Source organism: Pseudomonas sp. FP2196, from assembly GCF_030687715.1.
In the GTDB taxonomy this organism is placed as follows: domain Bacteria; phylum Pseudomonadota; class Gammaproteobacteria; order Pseudomonadales; family Pseudomonadaceae; genus Aquipseudomonas.
This window is the reverse complement of the sequence record NZ_CP117445.1, coordinates 1,949,526-1,967,588: the sequence shown is the minus strand read 5'-3', so window position 1 is coordinate 1,967,588 and position 18,063 is coordinate 1,949,526. Positions and strand designations below refer to the sequence as shown.

20 protein-coding genes are annotated in these 18,063 nt (G+C 58.9%); 4 read left to right on the top strand and 16 right to left on the bottom strand.

Annotated elements, in window-relative coordinates; all coding sequences use genetic code 11:
• Positions 1–87: 87 nt before the first annotated feature.
• The 10 genes from PSH79_RS08940 to PSH79_RS08895 form a co-directional block, all read right to left on the bottom strand.
• Positions 88–891 carry a transglutaminase family protein gene (locus PSH79_RS08940; RefSeq protein WP_305442226.1) on the bottom strand — a complete coding sequence of 268 codons (804 nt, stop codon included), beginning with the start codon at positions 889–891 and terminating at the stop codon, positions 88–90.
• The gene (locus tag PSH79_RS08935) at positions 888–1,838 is read right to left on the bottom strand and encodes an alpha-E domain-containing protein (RefSeq protein ID WP_007914063.1); all 951 of its coding nucleotides are present in this window, start codon (positions 1,836–1,838) and stop codon (positions 888–890) included. Before PSH79_RS08935 ends, PSH79_RS08940 begins: the two co-directional genes overlap by 4 nt.
• Positions 1,839–1,850: 12 nt before the next feature.
• Positions 1,851–3,260, bottom strand: coding sequence for a circularly permuted type 2 ATP-grasp protein (locus PSH79_RS08930; protein WP_090282516.1), 1,410 nt, complete (start codon positions 3,258–3,260; stop codon positions 1,851–1,853).
• A gap of 536 nt (positions 3,261–3,796) precedes the next feature.
• On the bottom strand, positions 3,797–4,144 hold the full coding sequence (locus PSH79_RS08925; RefSeq protein WP_007960698.1) for a ribonuclease E inhibitor RraB: 348 nt from the start codon (positions 4,142–4,144) through the stop codon (positions 3,797–3,799).
• Between the two features lie 210 nt (positions 4,145–4,354).
• Positions 4,355–4,588 (bottom strand): hypothetical protein, encoded by a 234-nt coding sequence (locus tag PSH79_RS08920; RefSeq protein ID WP_085613485.1) that lies wholly within the window; start codon positions 4,586–4,588, stop codon positions 4,355–4,357.
• A 139-nt stretch (positions 4,589–4,727) separates the two neighbouring features.
• A complete protein-coding gene (gene speE, locus PSH79_RS08915) occupies positions 4,728–5,603 on the bottom strand; it encodes a polyamine aminopropyltransferase (RefSeq protein WP_305442224.1) in 876 nt (291 codons plus the stop codon).
• A gap of 230 nt (positions 5,604–5,833) precedes the next feature.
• Positions 5,834–6,025: a PLDc N-terminal domain-containing protein gene (locus tag PSH79_RS08910; protein WP_016773784.1), complete on the bottom strand. Its 192-nt coding sequence runs from the start codon at positions 6,023–6,025 to the stop codon at positions 5,834–5,836.
• A 71-nt stretch (positions 6,026–6,096) separates the two neighbouring features.
• Positions 6,097–6,627 carry a hypothetical protein gene (locus PSH79_RS08905; RefSeq protein WP_305442223.1) on the bottom strand — a complete coding sequence of 177 codons (531 nt, stop codon included), beginning with the start codon at positions 6,625–6,627 and terminating at the stop codon, positions 6,097–6,099.
• Positions 6,628–6,762: 135 nt separating this feature from the next.
• Positions 6,763–7,281, bottom strand: a complete 519-nt coding sequence (locus PSH79_RS08900; protein ID WP_305442222.1) for an ankyrin repeat domain-containing protein — start codon at positions 7,279–7,281, stop codon at positions 6,763–6,765.
• A gap of 96 nt (positions 7,282–7,377) precedes the next feature.
• Entirely contained in the window at positions 7,378–9,216 is a 1,839-nt protein-coding gene (locus PSH79_RS08895; protein WP_305442221.1) for a long-chain-acyl-CoA synthetase, read from the bottom strand.
• Between the two features lie 381 nt (positions 9,217–9,597).
• Between PSH79_RS08895 and PSH79_RS08890 the strand changes: the two genes are divergently transcribed.
• Positions 9,598–9,876 carry a DUF3509 domain-containing protein gene (locus tag PSH79_RS08890; protein WP_305442220.1) on the top strand — a complete coding sequence of 93 codons (279 nt, stop codon included), beginning with the start codon at positions 9,598–9,600 and terminating at the stop codon, positions 9,874–9,876.
• An 89-nt stretch (positions 9,877–9,965) separates the two neighbouring features.
• Here the strand turns inward: PSH79_RS08890 and mtnC are convergent, their stop codons facing one another.
• From mtnC to aroC, 5 genes are all read right to left on the bottom strand, one after another.
• Entirely contained in the window at positions 9,966–10,649 is a 684-nt protein-coding gene (gene mtnC / locus PSH79_RS08885) for an acireductone synthase (protein ID WP_305442219.1), read from the bottom strand.
• Between the two features lie 4 nt (positions 10,650–10,653).
• Complete coding sequence (locus tag PSH79_RS08880) at positions 10,654–11,199, bottom strand: acireductone dioxygenase (RefSeq protein ID WP_305442218.1); 546 nt, start codon at positions 11,197–11,199, stop codon at positions 10,654–10,656.
• Positions 11,200–11,293: 94 nt separating this feature from the next.
• Positions 11,294–11,920 (bottom strand): methylthioribulose 1-phosphate dehydratase, encoded by a 627-nt coding sequence (locus PSH79_RS08875; protein ID WP_305442217.1) that lies wholly within the window; start codon positions 11,918–11,920, stop codon positions 11,294–11,296.
• Positions 11,917–13,062, bottom strand: coding sequence for an MFS transporter (locus tag PSH79_RS08870; protein WP_305442216.1), 1,146 nt, complete (start codon positions 13,060–13,062; stop codon positions 11,917–11,919). Before PSH79_RS08870 ends, PSH79_RS08875 begins: the two co-directional genes overlap by 4 nt.
• Before the next feature lie 34 nt (positions 13,063–13,096).
• Positions 13,097–14,188 carry a chorismate synthase gene (gene aroC / locus PSH79_RS08865; protein WP_305442215.1) on the bottom strand — a complete coding sequence of 364 codons (1,092 nt, stop codon included), beginning with the start codon at positions 14,186–14,188 and terminating at the stop codon, positions 13,097–13,099.
• Positions 14,189–14,318: 130 nt separating this feature from the next.
• Between aroC and PSH79_RS08860 the strand changes: the two genes are divergently transcribed.
• Together PSH79_RS08860 and PSH79_RS08855 are read left to right on the top strand one after the other, a co-directional pair.
• Positions 14,319–15,272: an alpha/beta hydrolase gene (locus tag PSH79_RS08860; RefSeq protein ID WP_305442214.1), complete on the top strand. Its 954-nt coding sequence runs from the start codon at positions 14,319–14,321 to the stop codon at positions 15,270–15,272.
• Positions 15,273–15,371: 99 nt separating this feature from the next.
• A complete protein-coding gene (locus tag PSH79_RS08855) occupies positions 15,372–16,163 on the top strand; it encodes a hypothetical protein (RefSeq protein WP_305442213.1) in 792 nt (263 codons plus the stop codon).
• Between the two features lie 75 nt (positions 16,164–16,238).
• Here the strand turns inward: PSH79_RS08855 and prmB are convergent, their stop codons facing one another.
• Complete coding sequence (prmB, locus tag PSH79_RS08850) at positions 16,239–17,147, bottom strand: 50S ribosomal protein L3 N(5)-glutamine methyltransferase (protein WP_305442212.1); 909 nt, start codon at positions 17,145–17,147, stop codon at positions 16,239–16,241.
• Positions 17,148–17,387: 240 nt separating this feature from the next.
• Here prmB and PSH79_RS08845 point away from each other — a divergent pair, with 240 nt between their 5' ends.
• Positions 17,388–17,978 (top strand): cysteine hydrolase family protein, encoded by a 591-nt coding sequence (locus PSH79_RS08845; RefSeq protein WP_305442210.1) that lies wholly within the window; start codon positions 17,388–17,390, stop codon positions 17,976–17,978.
• Positions 17,979–18,063: the final 85 nt, after the last annotated feature.

The window sequence follows — 18,063 nt, the reverse complement described above, 5'->3', positions numbered from 1 at the left end:
GATAGCGGTGGATCAGTCAGCATTGTTGTATCTGACACTCCGCTATCGCGAGCAGGCTCACTCCTACAAAGGTTTTGTGTGAACCCGTTACTGTTGTTGGACGGAGATGATTGGCGTCGGCGAGACGAACACTTTTGCATGCATCTGCTCACACCCACCACCCCGGCGCATGCCGCGCACCGGGCAGGCATCGAGGTAATCCAGACCCACGGCCAGTTTCAGGTGCCGCTCCGGCCGGGCCAGTTCGTTGGTCACGTCAAAACTGTACCAGGCGTCATCCAGCCACGCTTCCGCCCAGGCATGGCTGGCCAGGTGTTCACAATCCTCGCTGTACAGATACCCCGACACATACCGCGACGGGATCCCGAGGCTGCGCGCGCAGGCCAGAAACGCGTGGGTGTGATCCTGACAAACACCCGAGCGCCCGGCGAAAGCCTCGGCAGCGCTGGTGTCGACTTCGGTGGAACCCGGCGTGTAGGTCATGTGCTGATTCAAGCCGTGCATCAAATCGATCAGTGCGGTGCGGTCGCGACGCTGCTTGCAGGATTTTGCCGCGAACGCACGTAGCGCCTCGTCCGCCTCGGTCAACCGGGTGAATCGCAGAAACGGCAACGCCGACTGGCTTTCATGCTCGGCCTCACGCAATTCGTCGATGTCGACCTGACCACGAGCACCGATGATGATCGCTTCGTGCGGCTCGTCCATGGTCAACACGTGGAGGATATTGCCGAACGGATCGAGTTGCGCGCGCACCGGGCGCGGCAGGTCGAGCTGCCAGCTCAGCACATGCTGCCGCTCACTGTCGTGGGGGGTCAGTCGCAAATACTGGATGCTCGCCCGCACCTGATCTTCGTAGTGATAGGTGGTCTCGTGGCTAATGGAAAGTCTCATGCAGCCTCCAGGTAGGAACTGTGAATGGCGTTGCCCAACTGGCGCACCAATGGGATGAACTCGGTCAGCCAGGCGTGCAGGCCTTCCTCGAGAATTTCGTTGATGCCGGTGTAGCGCAGGCGTGCGTCCATTTCTGCCGCCAGACGTTGCGCGGGACGACCGTTGGCGCCTGGCAACTGGGCAAGGATCTGGTCGATCTCCTCGGTGCAGGCGCGTAGCGAGCGCGGTACATCGGCGCGCAACAGCAGCAACTCGGCGACATGTCGGGCGCCGGGCGCATCGCGATAGATTTCGGTGTAGGCCTCGAACGACGACAACGCTCGCAGCAACGCACTCCACTGGTAATACGCGTGGGCCGTCCCGTCACTGACGGCTTCGGCCTGATCGCCGGCCATCTCGTAACGCGCGTCGAGCAGTCGCAAAGTGTTGTCGGCGCGCTCGATGAACGTCCCCAGCCGAATGAAGCGAAACGCATCGTTACGCATGATCGTGCCGTAGGACGCGCCACGGAACAGGTGCGAACGCTCCTTGATCCATTCACAGAAACGGCTCATGCCATAGCGGCTCAGGCCCTGTTCGGCGATCCCGCGAATTTCCAGCCAGGTGGCGTTGATGTTTTCCCACATGTCTGCGGTGATGCGCCCGCGCACCGCGTGCGCACTGGCCCGCGCCGCGCCGAGACAGCTATAGATGCTCGCCGGATTGGCGGCATCGAGCGCGAAGAAATGCAGCAGGCGTTCGGCATGCAAAGCGCCGTGACGCTCGAGGTAATCATCCAGGGTGCCGGTAATCAGCAGCGGCATGGCCAGTTCGTGCAAACCGTCACCGCGCCCGTCCTGCGGCATCAGCGACAGCGAATAACTGATGTCGAGCATCCGTGCGAGGTTTTCCGCCCGCTCCAGGTAACGCGACATCCAATACAGATCCGAGGCAGTTCTACTTAACATGGCAAGCTTCCTTCAATCCTCGACCACCCAGGTGTCCTTGGTTCCGCCACCCTGGGAGGAATTCACCACCAGGGATCCTTCGCGCAGGGCGACACGGGTCAAACCACCGGGCACAACCCGGGTTTCGCGACCGGACAAGACAAACGGCCGCAAGTCGATATGGCGCGGCGCAATGCCGTTTTCGACAAAGGTCGGGCAGGTCGACAGCGACAGCGTCGGTTGCGCGATGTATGCGTGGGGCTTGGCTTTGATGCGCTCGCGGAAGGCATCGATTTCCGCGGTTGTCGCCGCCGGCCCCACCAGCATTCCGTAACCGCCGGAGCCCTGGGTTTCCTTGACGACCAGATCCGGAAGATTGGCCAGCACATGGGAAAGTTCAGACGGATTGCGACACTGCCAGGTTGGTACGTTCTTCAGGATCGGTTCTTCGTCGAGGTAGAAACGGATCATGTCGGTGACAAACGGATAAACCGATTTGTCATCCGCCACACCCGTGCCGATGGCATTGGCCAGTACCACATTGCCGGAGCGATAGGACGAGAGCAGGCCCGGCACGCCGAGCATCGAATCCGGATTGAACGCCAGCGGATCGAGGAACGCGTCGTCGAGGCGGCGGTAGATCACGTCCACCGCTTTCGGGCCATCGGTGGTGCGCATGAAGACCTTGTCATCACGCACAAACAGATCCGCACCTTCCACCAGTTCGACGCCCATTTCTCTAGCCAGAAAGGCGTGCTCGAAGAATGCGCTGTTGAAGCGTCCCGGCGTCAGTACCACCACGCTCGGATCGTCAATCGGGCTTGAGCTTTTCAGCGTGTCGAGCAGCAGGTTCGGGTAATGATCGATAGGCGCGATACGCTGGGCGGAAAACAACTCCGGGAACAGACGCATCATCATCTTGCGGTCTTCAAGCATGTAGCTCACGCCGCTCGGTGTGCGCAGGTTGTCTTCGAGCACGTAATAGGTGCCGTCGCCGTCGCGCACCAGATCGACACCGGAGATGTGCGAATAGATATCGCGGTGCAGATCCAGTCCTTGCATCGCCAACTGATATTGCTCGTTGGCCAGCACCTGTTCGGCGGGAATGATCCCGGCCTTGATAATGCGCTGCTCGTGATAAAGGTCGGCGAGGAACATGTTCAACGCCTTGACCCGCTGAATACAGCCGCGCTCGACGATCCGCCATTCGCTGGCGGGAATACTGCGCGGAATGGTGTCGAAAGGAATCAGGCGCTCTGTGCCCTGCTCGTCCCCGTAGAGCGTGAATGTGATGCCGGCACGATGGAACAGCAGATCGGCCTCGCGGCGCCGCTGGGCCAACAGCTCGTCAGGCGTGTCAGCCAACCACCGGGCAAACTCCCGGTAATGCGGGCGGACCTGGCCGCCGGCATCGTACATCTCATCAAAATAGGTGCGGATCATGCCGTACTCCTTGTCACCCGGACATCCAGACCATCGCAAGGCCCGTGCCATCGGCATAAACGCTTTGATTTCAATCGGTTGGATAATCACGCCACAGTTGCCGCACCATTCCTGTGCGACAAATGCCCCAACCTGATTGCCCCCGCCTCATTGCGACGCAGTGCTGTCGCCTATCACCAGCATAGTCAGAGTTGATTTCACTGCTCCGGGCTGACTGCGGATAATCCGCACATCCGCTGGAAAACTTCCCCGGTGAAGTGTTCAGCCCAATCGATTCGGACTGTCGTCACAGTCCCTGCAGGCCGTAACCCTGACCGGTTTCCTCTCCTTATCGGTCTTCCCTTTTAGCCACCCTCTCCGGTGGCTTTTTTTTTGCCTGATTGAAACTTTGTGAAATAAAAACGAAAAGATCGCAGCCTTCGGCAGCTCCTACATTCAACCTGTGCAGGAGCTGCCGAAGGCTGCGATCTTTTGATCTTTAAAAACAACAACGGCCAACCCGAAGGTCAGCCGTTTTTCAACAATCAAACCTGGGATCAGTTCAAACGGTGGCGGTTACGCACCTCCTGCTTGACGCCCCAGCCTTCTATGATGCCACCCAAGGGCTCGACCACCGCCGAAAAGCCCTGCTCGAAATCGCCGATATCGTCATAGGTCGCGTACATCACTTTGCTCAATTCCAGAGACCAGGCACCGTCGTCGCGTGCGCTGACCTGGGCATTGATGGATTCACCGCGAAACTTGCCTGCCGCCCTGCGCGCCCGCTCCTCGTCCGGGAAAATGGCGTAAAACTCGATGGGATGGAATCGGGAAAAATCGAAACCGCCTTCTTTCATGCGGCGCAGAACATTGCTGCTGATGTCTTCTTGATAGGCTGTGCTCATGAATCGTCCCCCTCGGATAGATGGATAGACTTTCCGTATTCCCGCCCCGGGCCTTTGGCCAAAGTACTACGGCAACGTCGTTGCACGCGGGAAACAAGCATGTAGCTGACAAGACCAGACCTTAGCGATCCGTTCGCTGATCTCGCTTGCAGAGTAGCCCCAAGATAGAGCTGCTGCCAAGGCCTGGTGCTTCAAGTGACAGGAAGAATTTCAGATGGGAGTGATACTGCGGATTTCGATGCTGTTCTGGGTTTTCAGGCTTTTGACGCCTGCATCGGCAGTGCGCCCTTCCAGATCGTTCAGATCCAGTTCGGCGGCGACAGGCAGGAGCCGTTCCTTGATCAGTCGAGCAGCTTCATCGTCGCTTGGGCATTCCGCACGCTCGAAGACCTCATCGACAATTTCACCATGATCGTCCACGAAAGTGACTTTCCACTTTTGCATCGGTGCCTCCTCGATCAAACCCGCAAATGGGCTTACACCTATCTCGACTTTTGGCCGGATTGATCGTTCAAAAGGATTGCATCTGCCGAACATGAAAAAAAAGCCCGATGCAGGAGCTGCCGCAGGGGATTGCCTGCTTTTAGTCGTTGCCTGGCTTGTTGATCGCTTGCAGTACGTACTGCGGCAGCGCGAACGCACCGATGTGAATTTCCGGGTTGTAGTAGCGAGTGACAATGCCGCTGCCGATGAAACGCTGTCGCAGGGTTTCACGGCTCAACTTGCGGTACACCGGATTGGTCGAACCCCAAGCGAAAGTCATCGAGCCGCCGATATAGGTCGGAACAGCGGCCTGATAAAAATGCCAGTCCGGGAACAGGCTGCGCAGGCGGCCGGCAGTGGTTTTGACTTCGTCGATCTGCATGAACGGCGTGCCGTTCTGAGTGACGAGGATGCCGCCTTCGTTCAGGCAACGGTGGCAGGCCTGGTAGAAGTTTTCCGAGAACAACACTTCGCCCGGGCCGATCGGGTCTGTGGAGTCGGAGATGATCACATCGAATTTCTCGGTGGTGGTGGCGACAAAACGCATGCCGTCATCGATCACCAGGCTCAGACGCGGATCGTCGTAGGCGCCCATGGAATGGTTCGGCAGGAATTGCTTGCACATGTCCACCACGGTGCCGTCGATCTCGACCATGGTGATGTGCTCGACACTGCCGTGCTTGGCGACTTCTCGCAGCATGCCGCCGTCACCGCCGCCGATGATCAGCACGCGCTTGGCGGTGCCGTGGGCGAGGATCGGCACGTGGGTGAGCATTTCGTGGTAGATGAATTCGTCGGCTTCGGTGGTCTGGATCACGCCATCAAGCGCCATTACCCGGCCCATTCGCGGGTTCTGGAAGATCACCAGATGCTGATGTTCGGTGCGCACTTCGTGCAGCAGTTTTTCCATGCGAAACCGCTGACCGTAGCCTTCGTAGAGGGTTTCCAGGTACTCACTGGTTTTGGTGACGGTCATGGTGACGTGCTCCGATGAATGCGCGGGCGCCAATCGCGGCGACGATTGTCCGGGAAAGGCGCGCATTCTACGTTGCCGAAGATGACAGGTCGAACCTCACGCCATCGGCTCAACACAATCCCTGTGGGGGCTGAGCGATGGAGTCGGCGCGGTGAATAAATGAATCCGCAGTGATCCTATCGCTGGCAAGCCAGCTCCCACAGGTTTCGAGTTGTTTTCGAAAGTAGCGGCTAGATTCGGACATTCCCCCGCGGCCCGGCGATTGCCCAGATGATCAGGCCCAGCACCGGCAAGAGGATGATCAGCAGCACCCAGACAATTTTCATCCCGGTGGACGCGCCGCTTTTCAGCACATTAATGATGGCCCAGATGTCGAGGGCGAGAATGATCAGACCGATCAGACCGTTAAACGTCGAACCCATGGTGTCGCTCCAGAATAGTGGCATGCACTTTTAGGATAGACGGGCCAGCGCAGGGTTCCCTTTTATTGCGCTCAGACGTGAACGGCGATCTTCAGCGCTTCCAGCGACGGTGCGGCAGCGATGCCGACGTCGGCGCACAGTTCCAGCACCCGTGGCACATCGTTGCCGTAGACCAGCACCACTTGCAGTTCATCGTCGAGCAACTGGCTGAAGTTCATCAGCGTGTAACCGCCATTTTCCTTGCTCAGGCTGCTCATCTGCACCTGAATGCGGTTGAGTGCGGTCAACGCTTCGGTCCTGGCCAGTTGCTTGGGCTTGAGATTGAAATCCACGTCCGGGCCGAACGAAGCAACAATCTGCGCGAACAGATCGACGTAGGTGTCTGCCTGAAACAACACCGTTTCCGGCAGGCTGCCGACCACAACCCACTCGCCCAGCGGAATCGGGAATGTGTCGTCGTAGTTGATATCCGGATTGGCGGCCAGAAACGCATCGGCATCGGCGTAGGCCTGAGCGGCTTCATCGGCCACGTTCAGGATCTCGTCCTCGCCCATGCAGCCGGAGCTGATTTTGCTGATGAGTTCGGCGAGTGCGGCTTTCATGAGGGCGGATCCTGTGGCGAAGGTAGATTTTGAGGGCGCGAAGGATAGCGCAGAAAAGCAAAAGATCGCAGCCTTCGGCAGCCCATACAGGAGATCAGTGCAGGAGCTGCCGAAGGCTGCGATCTTTTGAATCGATCAACCCAGCAGTTTTTCCAGCTGCGCCGTGGTGTCGACCGCACCCATGGTTCGCGCCGCGTCCAGCGCCGTCACGCCATTGGCATCCTTGGCTTTCGGGTCGGCGCCCTTGCTGATCAGGTAGTCGACAATGGCAACGCGGTTGAACATCGCTGCCATCATCAGGGCCGTGCGGCCGTCAAAGGACGAACCTTCGATTTCCGCGCCCGCTTCAACGAGCGCCGTGACCACCGCCAGATCGCCTTTGAACGCCGCACCGGCAATCGGGCTCTGGCCGTTACCATTGCGCATCTCGGGATCGGCTTTGTGTTTAAGCAGGACTTGTACTGCGTCGATATGACCGTAATAGCTGGCCAACATCAGCAAGGTATCGCCCTTGCTGTTTTTCAGGTTGACCGGCAAACCGGCGCTGACCAAGCGATCGAGCATCTGGGCATCACCGTCGCGCGCCTTGTTGAAAACCTGCTCGGTGAATTCGGCAGCTTCTTCAGGGGTCATCTGGCGGCTTTGGTCGGACATGGGGCAACTCCACTTCGGTCAATCGGAAAGCCGACAGTTTCCCGAGCAAGACGATAGCTGTCACCCCCTTTTTCTCAAGATTGGCTATAGCCAGAATCAATAACGGTATTTGCCCTGATGAATTTCCGCCAAAACTTCATCGGTGACCTGCACGTAGGTCTGCGTGCCGGGCAACCAGGCGAAGATCGGGTCATCGCCCGTCTGGCCCGGATCGAAACCTTCTTTTTTCAGCCGGGTTTTCTGGTATTTGAAGGTGCCGGTGGTTTCCATTTTCACCTTGACCCGCAAAAACAACGGTACGGCGTAGGCCGGCATGCGTTGGCGTGCAAAGGTCAGCAGTTCTGCAAAATCCAGGGTCGCAAGAGATTCAGCCGGGGTTATCGCCGCCATCCCGGCGCGACCGTTGGTGTTGCATATTTCCACGCCATACGCCACCGCCTCGGAGATGTGCGGGTGCTGTAGCAGAAGGTTCTCGACTTCTGTGGTCGAAACGTTTTCGCCCTTCCAGCGATAGGTGTCGCCAAGCCGATCAACAAACTGGGCATGACCGAAGCCGATATTGCGCAGCAAGTCACCGGTATTGAAAAAACGGTCGCCTTTGTTAAACACATCGCCCAGCACGACCTTGGCGGTCTTCTGCGGATCGGTGTAACCGTCCAGCGGGGCCTTCTCGTCGATCCTTGCCAGCAGCAACCCCTGCTCGCCCTTGCCGACCTTGCGCATGAAACCGTCATCGCCACGAAGAGGTTCACCGCTGTCGTGATCGTAGGCGACCAACTCCCAGGCCATCAGGGAAAAGCCGATGGTGTTGTCAAAGTTGAGGATGTTGGTGAAGCCGATATTGCCGTCGCTGGCCGCATACAGTTCGCAAATGTGATCCACCGCAAACCGTGTCTTGAATTCCGCCCAGGCGCCCGGGCGTAAACCGTTGCCGATCATCTTGCGCACGCCGTGACGGTTGTCATCGGCACTGGCCGGTTGATCGACCAGATAGCGGCACAACTCGCCGACGTAGCCGATGGTGGTCGCGCGATAGCGGCGTACGTCGCTCCAGAACTGGCTCGCGCTGAATTTGCGGCGGATCGCAAAGCCCGATGCGCCATTGATCGCCGAGCCCCAGCACACGCAAAGGCCGGTGGCGTGGTACAGCGGCAAGGTGCAATAAACCACGTCGTCCGGGCGCATATTCAGCGCGATCATGCCGAAACTGGCGGAACTGCGCATCCAGCGACCGTGCTTGAACACCCCCGCCTTGGGCAGCCCGGTGGTGCCGGAGGTGTAAATGTAGAAACAAGGGTCATCGAAAAATACTTGCTGGCTGCTCGACGGATTATCGCTGCTGGCGTCGGCACTGGCGCTGATCAGATTGACATAGCCCTCGGGCGCAATGCCCGGGTGGCTGTAGGTGTCCTGATCGGCGACGAACCAAGTGCGCTGCGGCGCAATCGACACCTGCTCGCGCACCGCAGCAAATGCGGGCACCAACTCTTCGCCGACCACGATCGCCACCGGCGCTACAAGGTTCACGCTGTGGATCAGTGTGTCGCGGGTCTGCGAGGTATTGAGCAGCGCGCTGACAGCGCCGACCTTGGCCAGCGCCAGTATCGTCACCAGCAGTTCCGGGCGATTTTCAATGAACACCGCCACCACGTCGCCCTTGCCGATGCCCTGCCCGTTCAGATAGTGGGCGATACGATTGGCCCACTGGTTGACCTGCGTATAGGTCAGCAACACATCGCCCTGCAACAACGCCGGCCCATCGGGATTGCGCAGGGTCGCTTGCTCGAATGTCCAGCCAAGGCCACAGCTTTGGGTCGGATCCGTGACGTTGGCCACCTTCATGCCTTTGACCACCCGGGGGATGGCTCTGGCGATCGTCGGCAGTTTGCGGAGCATCATGCCCCAGGTAATCGTGTCGCTTGGCGCGTGACTCATGGAAGCTCCCCGGTCGGCCTTGGGATTGGCCGGTGTTTTTTATTGTCGGGCTGATGCGACTGGCGCTTTGTGGGCGCAGTCGAGACCGAAAATACGTCAGCGCTTCTCGGCCTGTACACGCGGTTTTTGCAATGTTTTGTATCCGCAAGCTCAACGGCGACGGCGTTGATCCTGGCTTTACCAATTGGTTCCGTAGAATCGACAACGATCCCGCAAAATGCAGGATGCACGATGGCCATTCATGCAGATTGCACGACCCGTTTAAATTTTAAGATATTTAACTTATTGATTTATAAGGATTTTAATTTTATCGACTGCTGGCACAATCACTGCAACCTCCTCTGCATGCTTGCCATTCAAGTGCATACGGAGCTGAAAAACATGAGCCTGATCCAAGAAAAATTTACCTCCCTGTTCTCCAACTTCGACGTCACCACTGCGCCGCGTCCCGATGGCGGGATTCTGCTGACCTTGCGCAGCGCCGACGGCAAAGTGTTCAAGCGCGCCCTCAGCTATCAACAACTGCATGCCGGCGACCAACTGTCGTGGGCGATCAGTGCGATTCGCCGTGACCTCGCCGAACAGGCCAGCGAGTTGCCGCAAATTGCGATGCTGCAGAGCCAGCAACGCTTTGCCCTGCCGACTTATCACTCGCTGTAATTCAAACCCCTTAAACAAAACAGGCCGTGAAGCATGCGCTTCACGGCCTGTTTGTTTGTGTGCCGTTTCCCTGTACAGGATTCAGCGCTTTAAAAGGCTTCCGGTTCTATGCCGGTGAAACTATCGACCGTCACATGCCCCGCCAACTCCCCGCCTTCACGGACCAAACCGCAGGTTTGCAAACCGGCAGCCTGAGCCGCATCGAGTTCCTGCACGATGTCCGACAGAAACAGAATCTGCGCAGCTTCAACGCCAATCGCCTGTTGAATGTTGCTGTAAGACTGTGCCTCACGCTTGGGCCCGGACGTGGTGTCGAAGTAACCACTGAACAGCGGAGTCAGATCCCCCGCCTCAGAACAGCCAAAGATCAGCTTCTGCGCCTGGATCGAACCGGACGAATACACAAACAGTTGATAACCCGCCTGATGCCAGCGTTGAAGTGCTTCAACAGCATCCGGGTAAACATGGCCCTTCAACTGCCCGGCCTGATAGCCCTGCTCCCAGACCATGCCTTGCAACGCCTTGAGCGGCGTGGTCTTGCGGTCTTCGGCGATCCAGCCCAAAAGAATCTCTACAACACGTTCAACATCAGCCTGCGGCTCGTTGCTGTCGCGGCGCACAGCGTCAAGTTGCTCGGCGACATCGGCTCGTTCGGCATTCTGCCGCACGAAGTCCGGCAGATGTTTGGCCGCATACGGGAACAGCACGTCGAAAACGAAACTTACCGCGCTGGTGGTGCCTTCTATGTCGGTAAGAATGACTTTGATCGACATCGGCTCAGTCCTCTAGACGCGGGAAGCGGCCAGCGATGTTTTCGCCGGTGAAACTGGCGACCCAACCGTCAGGATTGTTGAACAAGCGAATCGCAACGAAGTGCGGATGCTCGCCCATGTCGAACCAGTGTTTGGTGCCGGCGGGCACCGAGATCAGGTCGTTCTTCTCGCAGAGTACGGCGTAAACGTAATCGTCGATGTGCAGGGTAAACAGCCCACGGCCAGCGACGAAAAAGCGTACTTCGTCTTCGCTGTGGCGGTGTTCTTCAAGGAACTTGGCGCGCAATTCGGCTTTTTGCGGATGGTCGCTGTTAAGGCTGATGACATCGACAGTGATGTAACCGCGTTCGGTCATCAACGTGTCGATCTGCTCTTTATAAGCGCTGATGACTTCTTCCTGCGTCGCGCCGGGCTGGATCTTTGCGGCGGCTTGCCAGCGGTCGAAACGCACGCCCTGCTCGGCCAGGGTGGAAGCGATGTCTTCGAAATGGGTCAGCACCTTGTTTGGAATCTCAGGGCTGGAAATGTGATAGACGGACAGGCTGCTCATTGGGGCAATTCCTCGGTATCGGCCTTGCCGTCCGGTTCTTGCAGACCGGTCGGGCACAGCCTTTCATCAGGCAAACGGGCTGATTCTGGTGAAGTCAGCCTTGGCGGTTCATGACGCTGCGGGTTTTCAACTCGCATTCAAACAGGAATTCAAAGGCCTCGATCTGGCACAGCGCGTCGTTCATTTGTGCGCCCCAGGTGTAGAGGCCGTGGCCGCGAATCAGATAACCGACGCAATCGGAATGGGCGTCGAGCCAAGGCTGCACCTTGGCGGCGAGGCGCGCAATGTCCTGATCGTTGTCGAAAATCGGCACGCGCACCCGGGATTCATGGGTCGAGATGCCGCTGAAGGCTTTTTGCAACTCGTAGTCTTCGAACTCGATAAAGTCTTCCGGGGTCAGCCGTGACAGCACCGTGGCGTTCACCGAATGAGTGTGAAGCACCGCTCCGATTTCAGAGCGCCAGCTATAGAGCTGGGTGTGCAGCAGGGTTTCGGCGGACGGTTTTTTACCCGGCTCCAGACTGTTACCGGACAAGTCGGTGGCCAGCACATCATCCAGACCCAACTGGCCCTTGTGCTTGCCGGACACGGTGAGCAGCGCTTCGCTGGACGACAGGCGTGTCGAATAGTTGCTGCTGGTGGCCGGCGACCAGCCTCGACCGTAGAGAAAACGCCCGGCGTCGACGATTTGCTGGGCGAGTTGTTCACGCGTAAGACTCATGGCCTGTCCTCATGCATACGTGTGGCAATGATAACGGCAGCAGCGAGCGCCGCGAGACTGGCAATACTAAAGGTCAATGTCGAGCCGAGGACATTCCAGCTGTAGCCGGAATACAAAGCGCCCAACGCACCGCCGGTGCCGGCCAGTGCTGCATACAACGCCTGACCCTGACCTTGCTGCCGCGCGCCAAAGCTACGTTGCACGAACTGGATGGCAGCGGCGTGAAAGCTGCCGAAGGTCGCCGCGTGCAGAACCTGCGCGAACAACAGCACCCCCAGGAATTCGGCGAACGAACCGAGCAGTACCCAGCGCAGCGCCGCCAGCAGAAAACTGGCCATCAGCACCCGGCGCACCGAGATACGCGAAAGAATCCGGCTCATGGCCATGAACATCAGTACTTCGGCGACCACACCGACCGCCCAGAGCATGCCGATTACGCCGCGACTGTAGCCGAGGCGTTCCAGGTGCAAGGTCAAAAACGTGTAATAAGGCCCGTGACTCATCTGCATCAGCGCGACACAACCGTAAAACGCGAGAACGCCAGGACTGCGCAACTGCTTGAGAAAGCCCTCGCCGGTCGGTCGATTGCCCTGCGCCGGTTGCGCGTTCGGCACCCACAAGCTGCTGAGGACGATGCCGGCCATGATCAACACCAGCGCCGCCGGGTAGATGTCGAGGCTGAGCCATTCGAACAGGCGACCCAGCGCGACCACGGTGATGATGAAACCGATCGAGCCCCAGAGACGGATCTGGCTGTAACGGGAGGTCTGGCCCTGCAAATGCGCCAGCGTGATGACTTCGAACTGCGGCAACACCGCGTGCCAGAAGAACGCATGCAGCGCCATGACCATCGCCAGCCAGGCGTAGGTCTTGCTGACGAAAATCAAGGAAAAGGTCAGCAACGTGCATACCGCGCCGAAGCGCACGATGGCCAGGCGTTTGCCGGTGTAATCACCCAGCCAGCCCCAGATGTTCGGCGCTACACAGCGCATCAGCATCGGGATCGCCACCAGTTCACCAATGCGGGCTGCGCTGAAGCCAAGGTGATCGAAGTACAGTGCCAGGAACGGCGCCGTCGAGCCGAGCAAGGCGAAGTAGAACAGGTAGAAACTGGACAGCCGCCAGTAAGGGAGCGCCGCCACGCCGGTTATGCCGCGACGGCTTTGAGATCAGCCATTAAAGCTGCCCCAGCACCGGCGTGCTCACGCGCACATCGGCGTTCTGGCCACGGTGACGCAGCAGATGATCCATCAGCACGATGGCCATCATCGCTTCGGCGATCGGCGTGGCGCGGATGCCAACGCACGGATCGTGGCGGCCCTTGGTAATCACGTCGACCGGATTGCCATCGACGTCGATCGAACGGCCCGGGGTGGTGATGCTCGACGTCGGCTTCAGCGCCAGGTGCGCAACGATTGGCTGACCAGACGAAATACCGCCGAGGATGCCGCCAGCGTTGTTGCTGAGGAAGCCTTCCGGGGTCAGTTCATCGCGATGCTCGGTGCCGCGCTGGGCGACGCAGGCGAAACCGGCGCCGATTTCCACGCCTTTCACCGCGTTGATGCTCATCAGGGCGTGGGCCAGTTCCGCGTCGAGTCGGTCGAAAATCGGCTCGCCCAGACCCGGCATAACGCCTTCGGCGACGACGGTGATCTTCGCGCCCACCGAGTCCTGATCACGGCGCAACTGGTCCATGTAGGCTTCCAGCTCAGGCACTTTGTCCGGATCAGGGCTGAAGAACGCGTTCTCTTCGACCGAATCCCAGGTCTTGAACGGGATTTCGATCGGGCCGAGCTGGCTCATGTAGCCGCGAATGACGATGCCCTGGCTCGCCAGATATTTCTTTGCAATCGCACCGGCCGCCACGCGCATCGCAGTTTCGCGAGCGGAGCTACGGCCGCCGCCACGATAATCGCGCTCGCCGTATTTGTGGTGATAGGTGTAGTCGGCGTGGGCCGGGCGGAACAGATCCTTGATTGCCGAGTAGTCCTTGGACTTCTGGTCGGTGTTGCGGATCAGCAGGCCGATGGAGCAACCGGTGGTGCGCCCTTCGAACACGCCGGAGAGGATTTCGACTTCGTCGGCTTCCTGACGCTGGGTGGTGTGGCGGCTGGTGCCTGGCTTGCGGCGATCGAGGTCGCGCTGCAGGTCTTCGATGGAAATCTCCAGGCCCGGCGGGCAGCCGTCGACAATGGCGACCAACGCCGGACCATGGCTTTCGCCAGCGGTGGTGACAGAGAACAACTTGCCGTAGGTATTGCCGGACATGCAGGACGCTCCGTGAAATCAAACCCAAATTCGTGATGCGCGCCAGTATACGCAGGCTAACCGAGTAGTTCATCCTCGAACCTTAGCGGTGTTGGCGAGTCCAACCGGCACCTTGGCGAATGATGGCGTGATGATGCTGCGAGTTTTGATCTTGAGTCTTACCCTCTTTACTGGCTTTGCCCAGGCGACAGTCCTACAGCGTCCGATGACTTTGGACACGGGTAGCGGAGAACTTTTCGGTTCGCTGTTGCTGCCCAAGTCCGACAGTCCGGTGCCGGTTGTCCTCATTATTTCAGGCTCAGGTCCTACGGATCGTGACGGAAACAACCCCGACGGCGGGCGCAATGACAGCCTTAAACGGCTGGCGTGGGTGCTGGCCAAACACAACATCGCCAGCGTGCGTTACGACAAACGCGGTGTTGCTGCGAGCCTCGCCGCCACGCCTGATGAGCGCAATCTGTCGGTGGAAGCCTATGTCGCCGACGCCCAGGCCTGGACGCGTAAGCTCAAGGCAGATCCACGGTTCGGCCAACTGATTCTGCTCGGCCACAGCGAAGGCGCGCTGATCGCCACGCTGGCCGCGCCGGGTGCCGATGCCGCTGCGGTTATTTCCCTGTCTGGCAGCGCCCGGCCGGTCGATCAGGTGATCCGCGAGCAACTGGCCCGCAGCCTGCCGCCGCCCTTGATGCTGCGCAGCAACGAACTGCTCGACAGCCTCAAGGCCGGTCATACCGACGACAACGTGCCGGGGCCGTTGCAAGTGATTTTCCGCCCGAGCGTGCAGCCGTATCTGATTTCGCTGTTCCGGCAAGATCCCGCACAAGCGTTCGGGCAGTTGAAAATGCCGGCATTGATTGTCCAAGGCAGCAACGACATTCAGGTCGGCACCGAGGACGCGAAGCTGCTCAAGGCTGCCAAACCGGACGCCGAACTGGCGGTGATCGAAGGCATGAACCATGTTCTGCGCATCGTGCATAACGATATGAAGCGGCAATTGGCCTCCTACAAGGACCCGAATTTGCCGCTGGCCGCTGAACTGGGCAGCAAAATCATCGAGTTTATTGACGGACTTCGCACCCGTTAACGGGTGTTTCCCCTCCAGTCCTGAAGAAAGCGGCCGATAAGCCTTTGTCGCCAGCGTATCGGCTGGCGACAAGCAGGGCTTGGACAGGATCTCGCCGTTATGACTGATACCCAGACTTCACCCGACACCACCGCTGAAAAAGACGCACCGCCAGCGGTCGAGCTGCCGTGGGCGGATGTCCACGTCGAGCACCACAAGATGCTCCGCCTGGCCCCGCTGCAGACCGATCGCAATACCGGCGGCCGGCCGTTGCGTTTTGTCGAATTCGGTTACGCCGAACGCAACAGCAAAGAAAAAAGCCTGATGCGCATGGCGATCAAACTGCCGAACCAGCGCGTTCGCAAAGAGCAGAATCATCTCGATGTGTGGGTCGATCACACCACCAAGCGTGTGTACTTCGGTCCGGACAGCGGCTTGCAGATTGAACCGTTGAACCGTGGCATCGGCCGTTTCATGGCCGCACAAGGTATCAACTGGGCAAAGAAACGCTGGCCGACTTACACCGTCGACGGCATGGACTTGAACAACAAGGACGCGCTGAACGAAGACACCCGCCTGCGTCGTGATCATTTCCTGAAAGTCCACGGTTTCGAAGTGGTCTACGCCGATGCCCAGCATTTGAAGGGCAGCATCAAGGAGGCTCAGGTCGGTGACTTGCTCGGCGACTGGAACAGCGAAAAGCTGCAGATCGTCGAGATTCTTGAGGCGGCGCAGATGCTTCAGCAGGCAGAGCAGAACCTGGCCGAGCAGGAAGTGAAGCTGAAGAAGCAAGAAGAGAAAGTCAGCAAGTTCAAGCGTGAAGACGCCGGGCTGCGCTTCACCATTACTTGTCTGGTGGCGTTTGCGGTGTTTCAGGCCGGATTGTTGATCTGGATTGCTACGCACCGGTAAATCAAAAGATCGCAGCCTGCGGCAACTCCTGCACCGATCTCTGCAGGAGCTGCCGCAGGCTGCGATCTTTTGCTTTTAAACCCGAGAAGCGAACAGCGCCTGATGATCGCGGCACTGCTCCGCCGTCAACATGAACACGCCATGCCCGCCGCGCGCGAACTCGAGCCAGGCGAAGTCGACTTCCGGGTACAACGCTTCAACGTGCACCTGGCTGTTGCCCACCTCAACGATCAGCAAGCCCTTCTCGATCAGATGATCAGCCGCTTCGGCGAGCATCCGGCGCACCAGATTCAAACCATCATCACCGCAAGCCAAGCCCAGCTCCGGCTCATGCTGGTATTCGTCCGGCATGTCAGCGAAATCTTCCGCGTCGACATAGGGCGGGTTCGACACGATCAGGTCAAAACGCTGGCCCGGCAACCCGTCGAAACCATCGCCCTGCACGGTATACACACGCTCATCAACGCCGTGGCGCTCGATGTTCTGGTTAGCCACTTCCAGCGCTTCGAACGACAGATCCGCCAATACGACTTCGGCGTTCTGGAATTCGTAGGCACAGGCAATGCCGATGCAGCCAGAGCCGGTGCACAGGTCAAGAATCCGCGCAGGCTCAGTGCCGATCCACGGCGCAAAACGGTTTTCGATCAGCTCGCCAATCGGTGAACGCGGAATCAGCACGCGCTCGTCGACGATGAACGACATGCCGCAGAACCACGCCTCCCCCAGCAGATAAGCGGTCGGGATGCGCTCTTCGATGCGGCGTTTGAGCAAGCGTTGCAGGTTGACCAGCTCATCATCCTCCAGCGCGCAATCGAGATAGCTGTCGGCGATTTCCCACGGCAGGTGCAGCGCACCCAGCACAAGCTGCCGGGCCTCGTCCCAGGCATTGTCGGTGCCATGGCCGAAAAACAGATCCTCCCCATGGAAGCGGCTGACGGCCCAACGGATGTGGTCGCGCAGGGTACGAAGTCGGGAAGTGATCACGGGGGCAGAACTCCAGAAAAAACGACTGGCGATTCTACCAGCCAAAACGCGCCACGACGACGCAGGAAAAACACCGGCGCGACGGTAGGAGATTTCTATTTTTTTCATCAGCTATTGAACAGAACGTGTAACTTGACAAGGCTGCAGGCCAGTAACGACGGCACCTACGATGGTAGCGATTCACAGAACCGCTCAGCCAGAGGACAATGTCGCAAAAGCCCCACCCCAAGGAGCCCCAGAATGTCCGTTCCAAAAACGATGTTTCAACTCAGCGGTCGCGGTTACGCAGCGGCCACACTGAGCCATGCCACTGTGGTCATCATCGATGCCCAGAAAGAGTACCTCAGTGGCCCGCTGGCCCTGAGCGGCATGGACGCGGCCGTCGCGAACATCAAACAAGTGGTCGCCGCGGCCCGTGCAGCCGGTCGGCCGATCGTGCACGTGCGTCATCTCGGCACCGTTGGTGGCCTGTTCGACCCACAAGGCGAACGCGGTGAGTTCATCCCCGGCCTCGAACCGCAGGGCGATGAAACCATCATCGATAAATTGCTGCCGAGCGCATTCCATGGCACCGAATTGCTTGACCGCCTGCAGAATCTTGGCTCGCTGGATCTGATCGTCTGCGGTTTCATGAGCCACTCAAGTGTCAGCACCACTGTGCGGGCGGCGAAGAATCTGGGTTTCCGTTGCACGCTGGTCGAAGATGCCTGTGCCACCCGTGACCTGCCGTTCAAGGGGCGCGTACTCAGTGCCGAACTGGTGCAGGAAGCCGAAATGGCGATCATGGCCGACAATTTCGCTACCCTCGCCTTGACTCAAGACTTGATCTGATTGGCTCTGATGAGCGGCTCACGGCGCCGCTCATCCGCAAAATCCTCTCATTTGCCGCAAATGCCATAGCCTCAGGAACAACCCG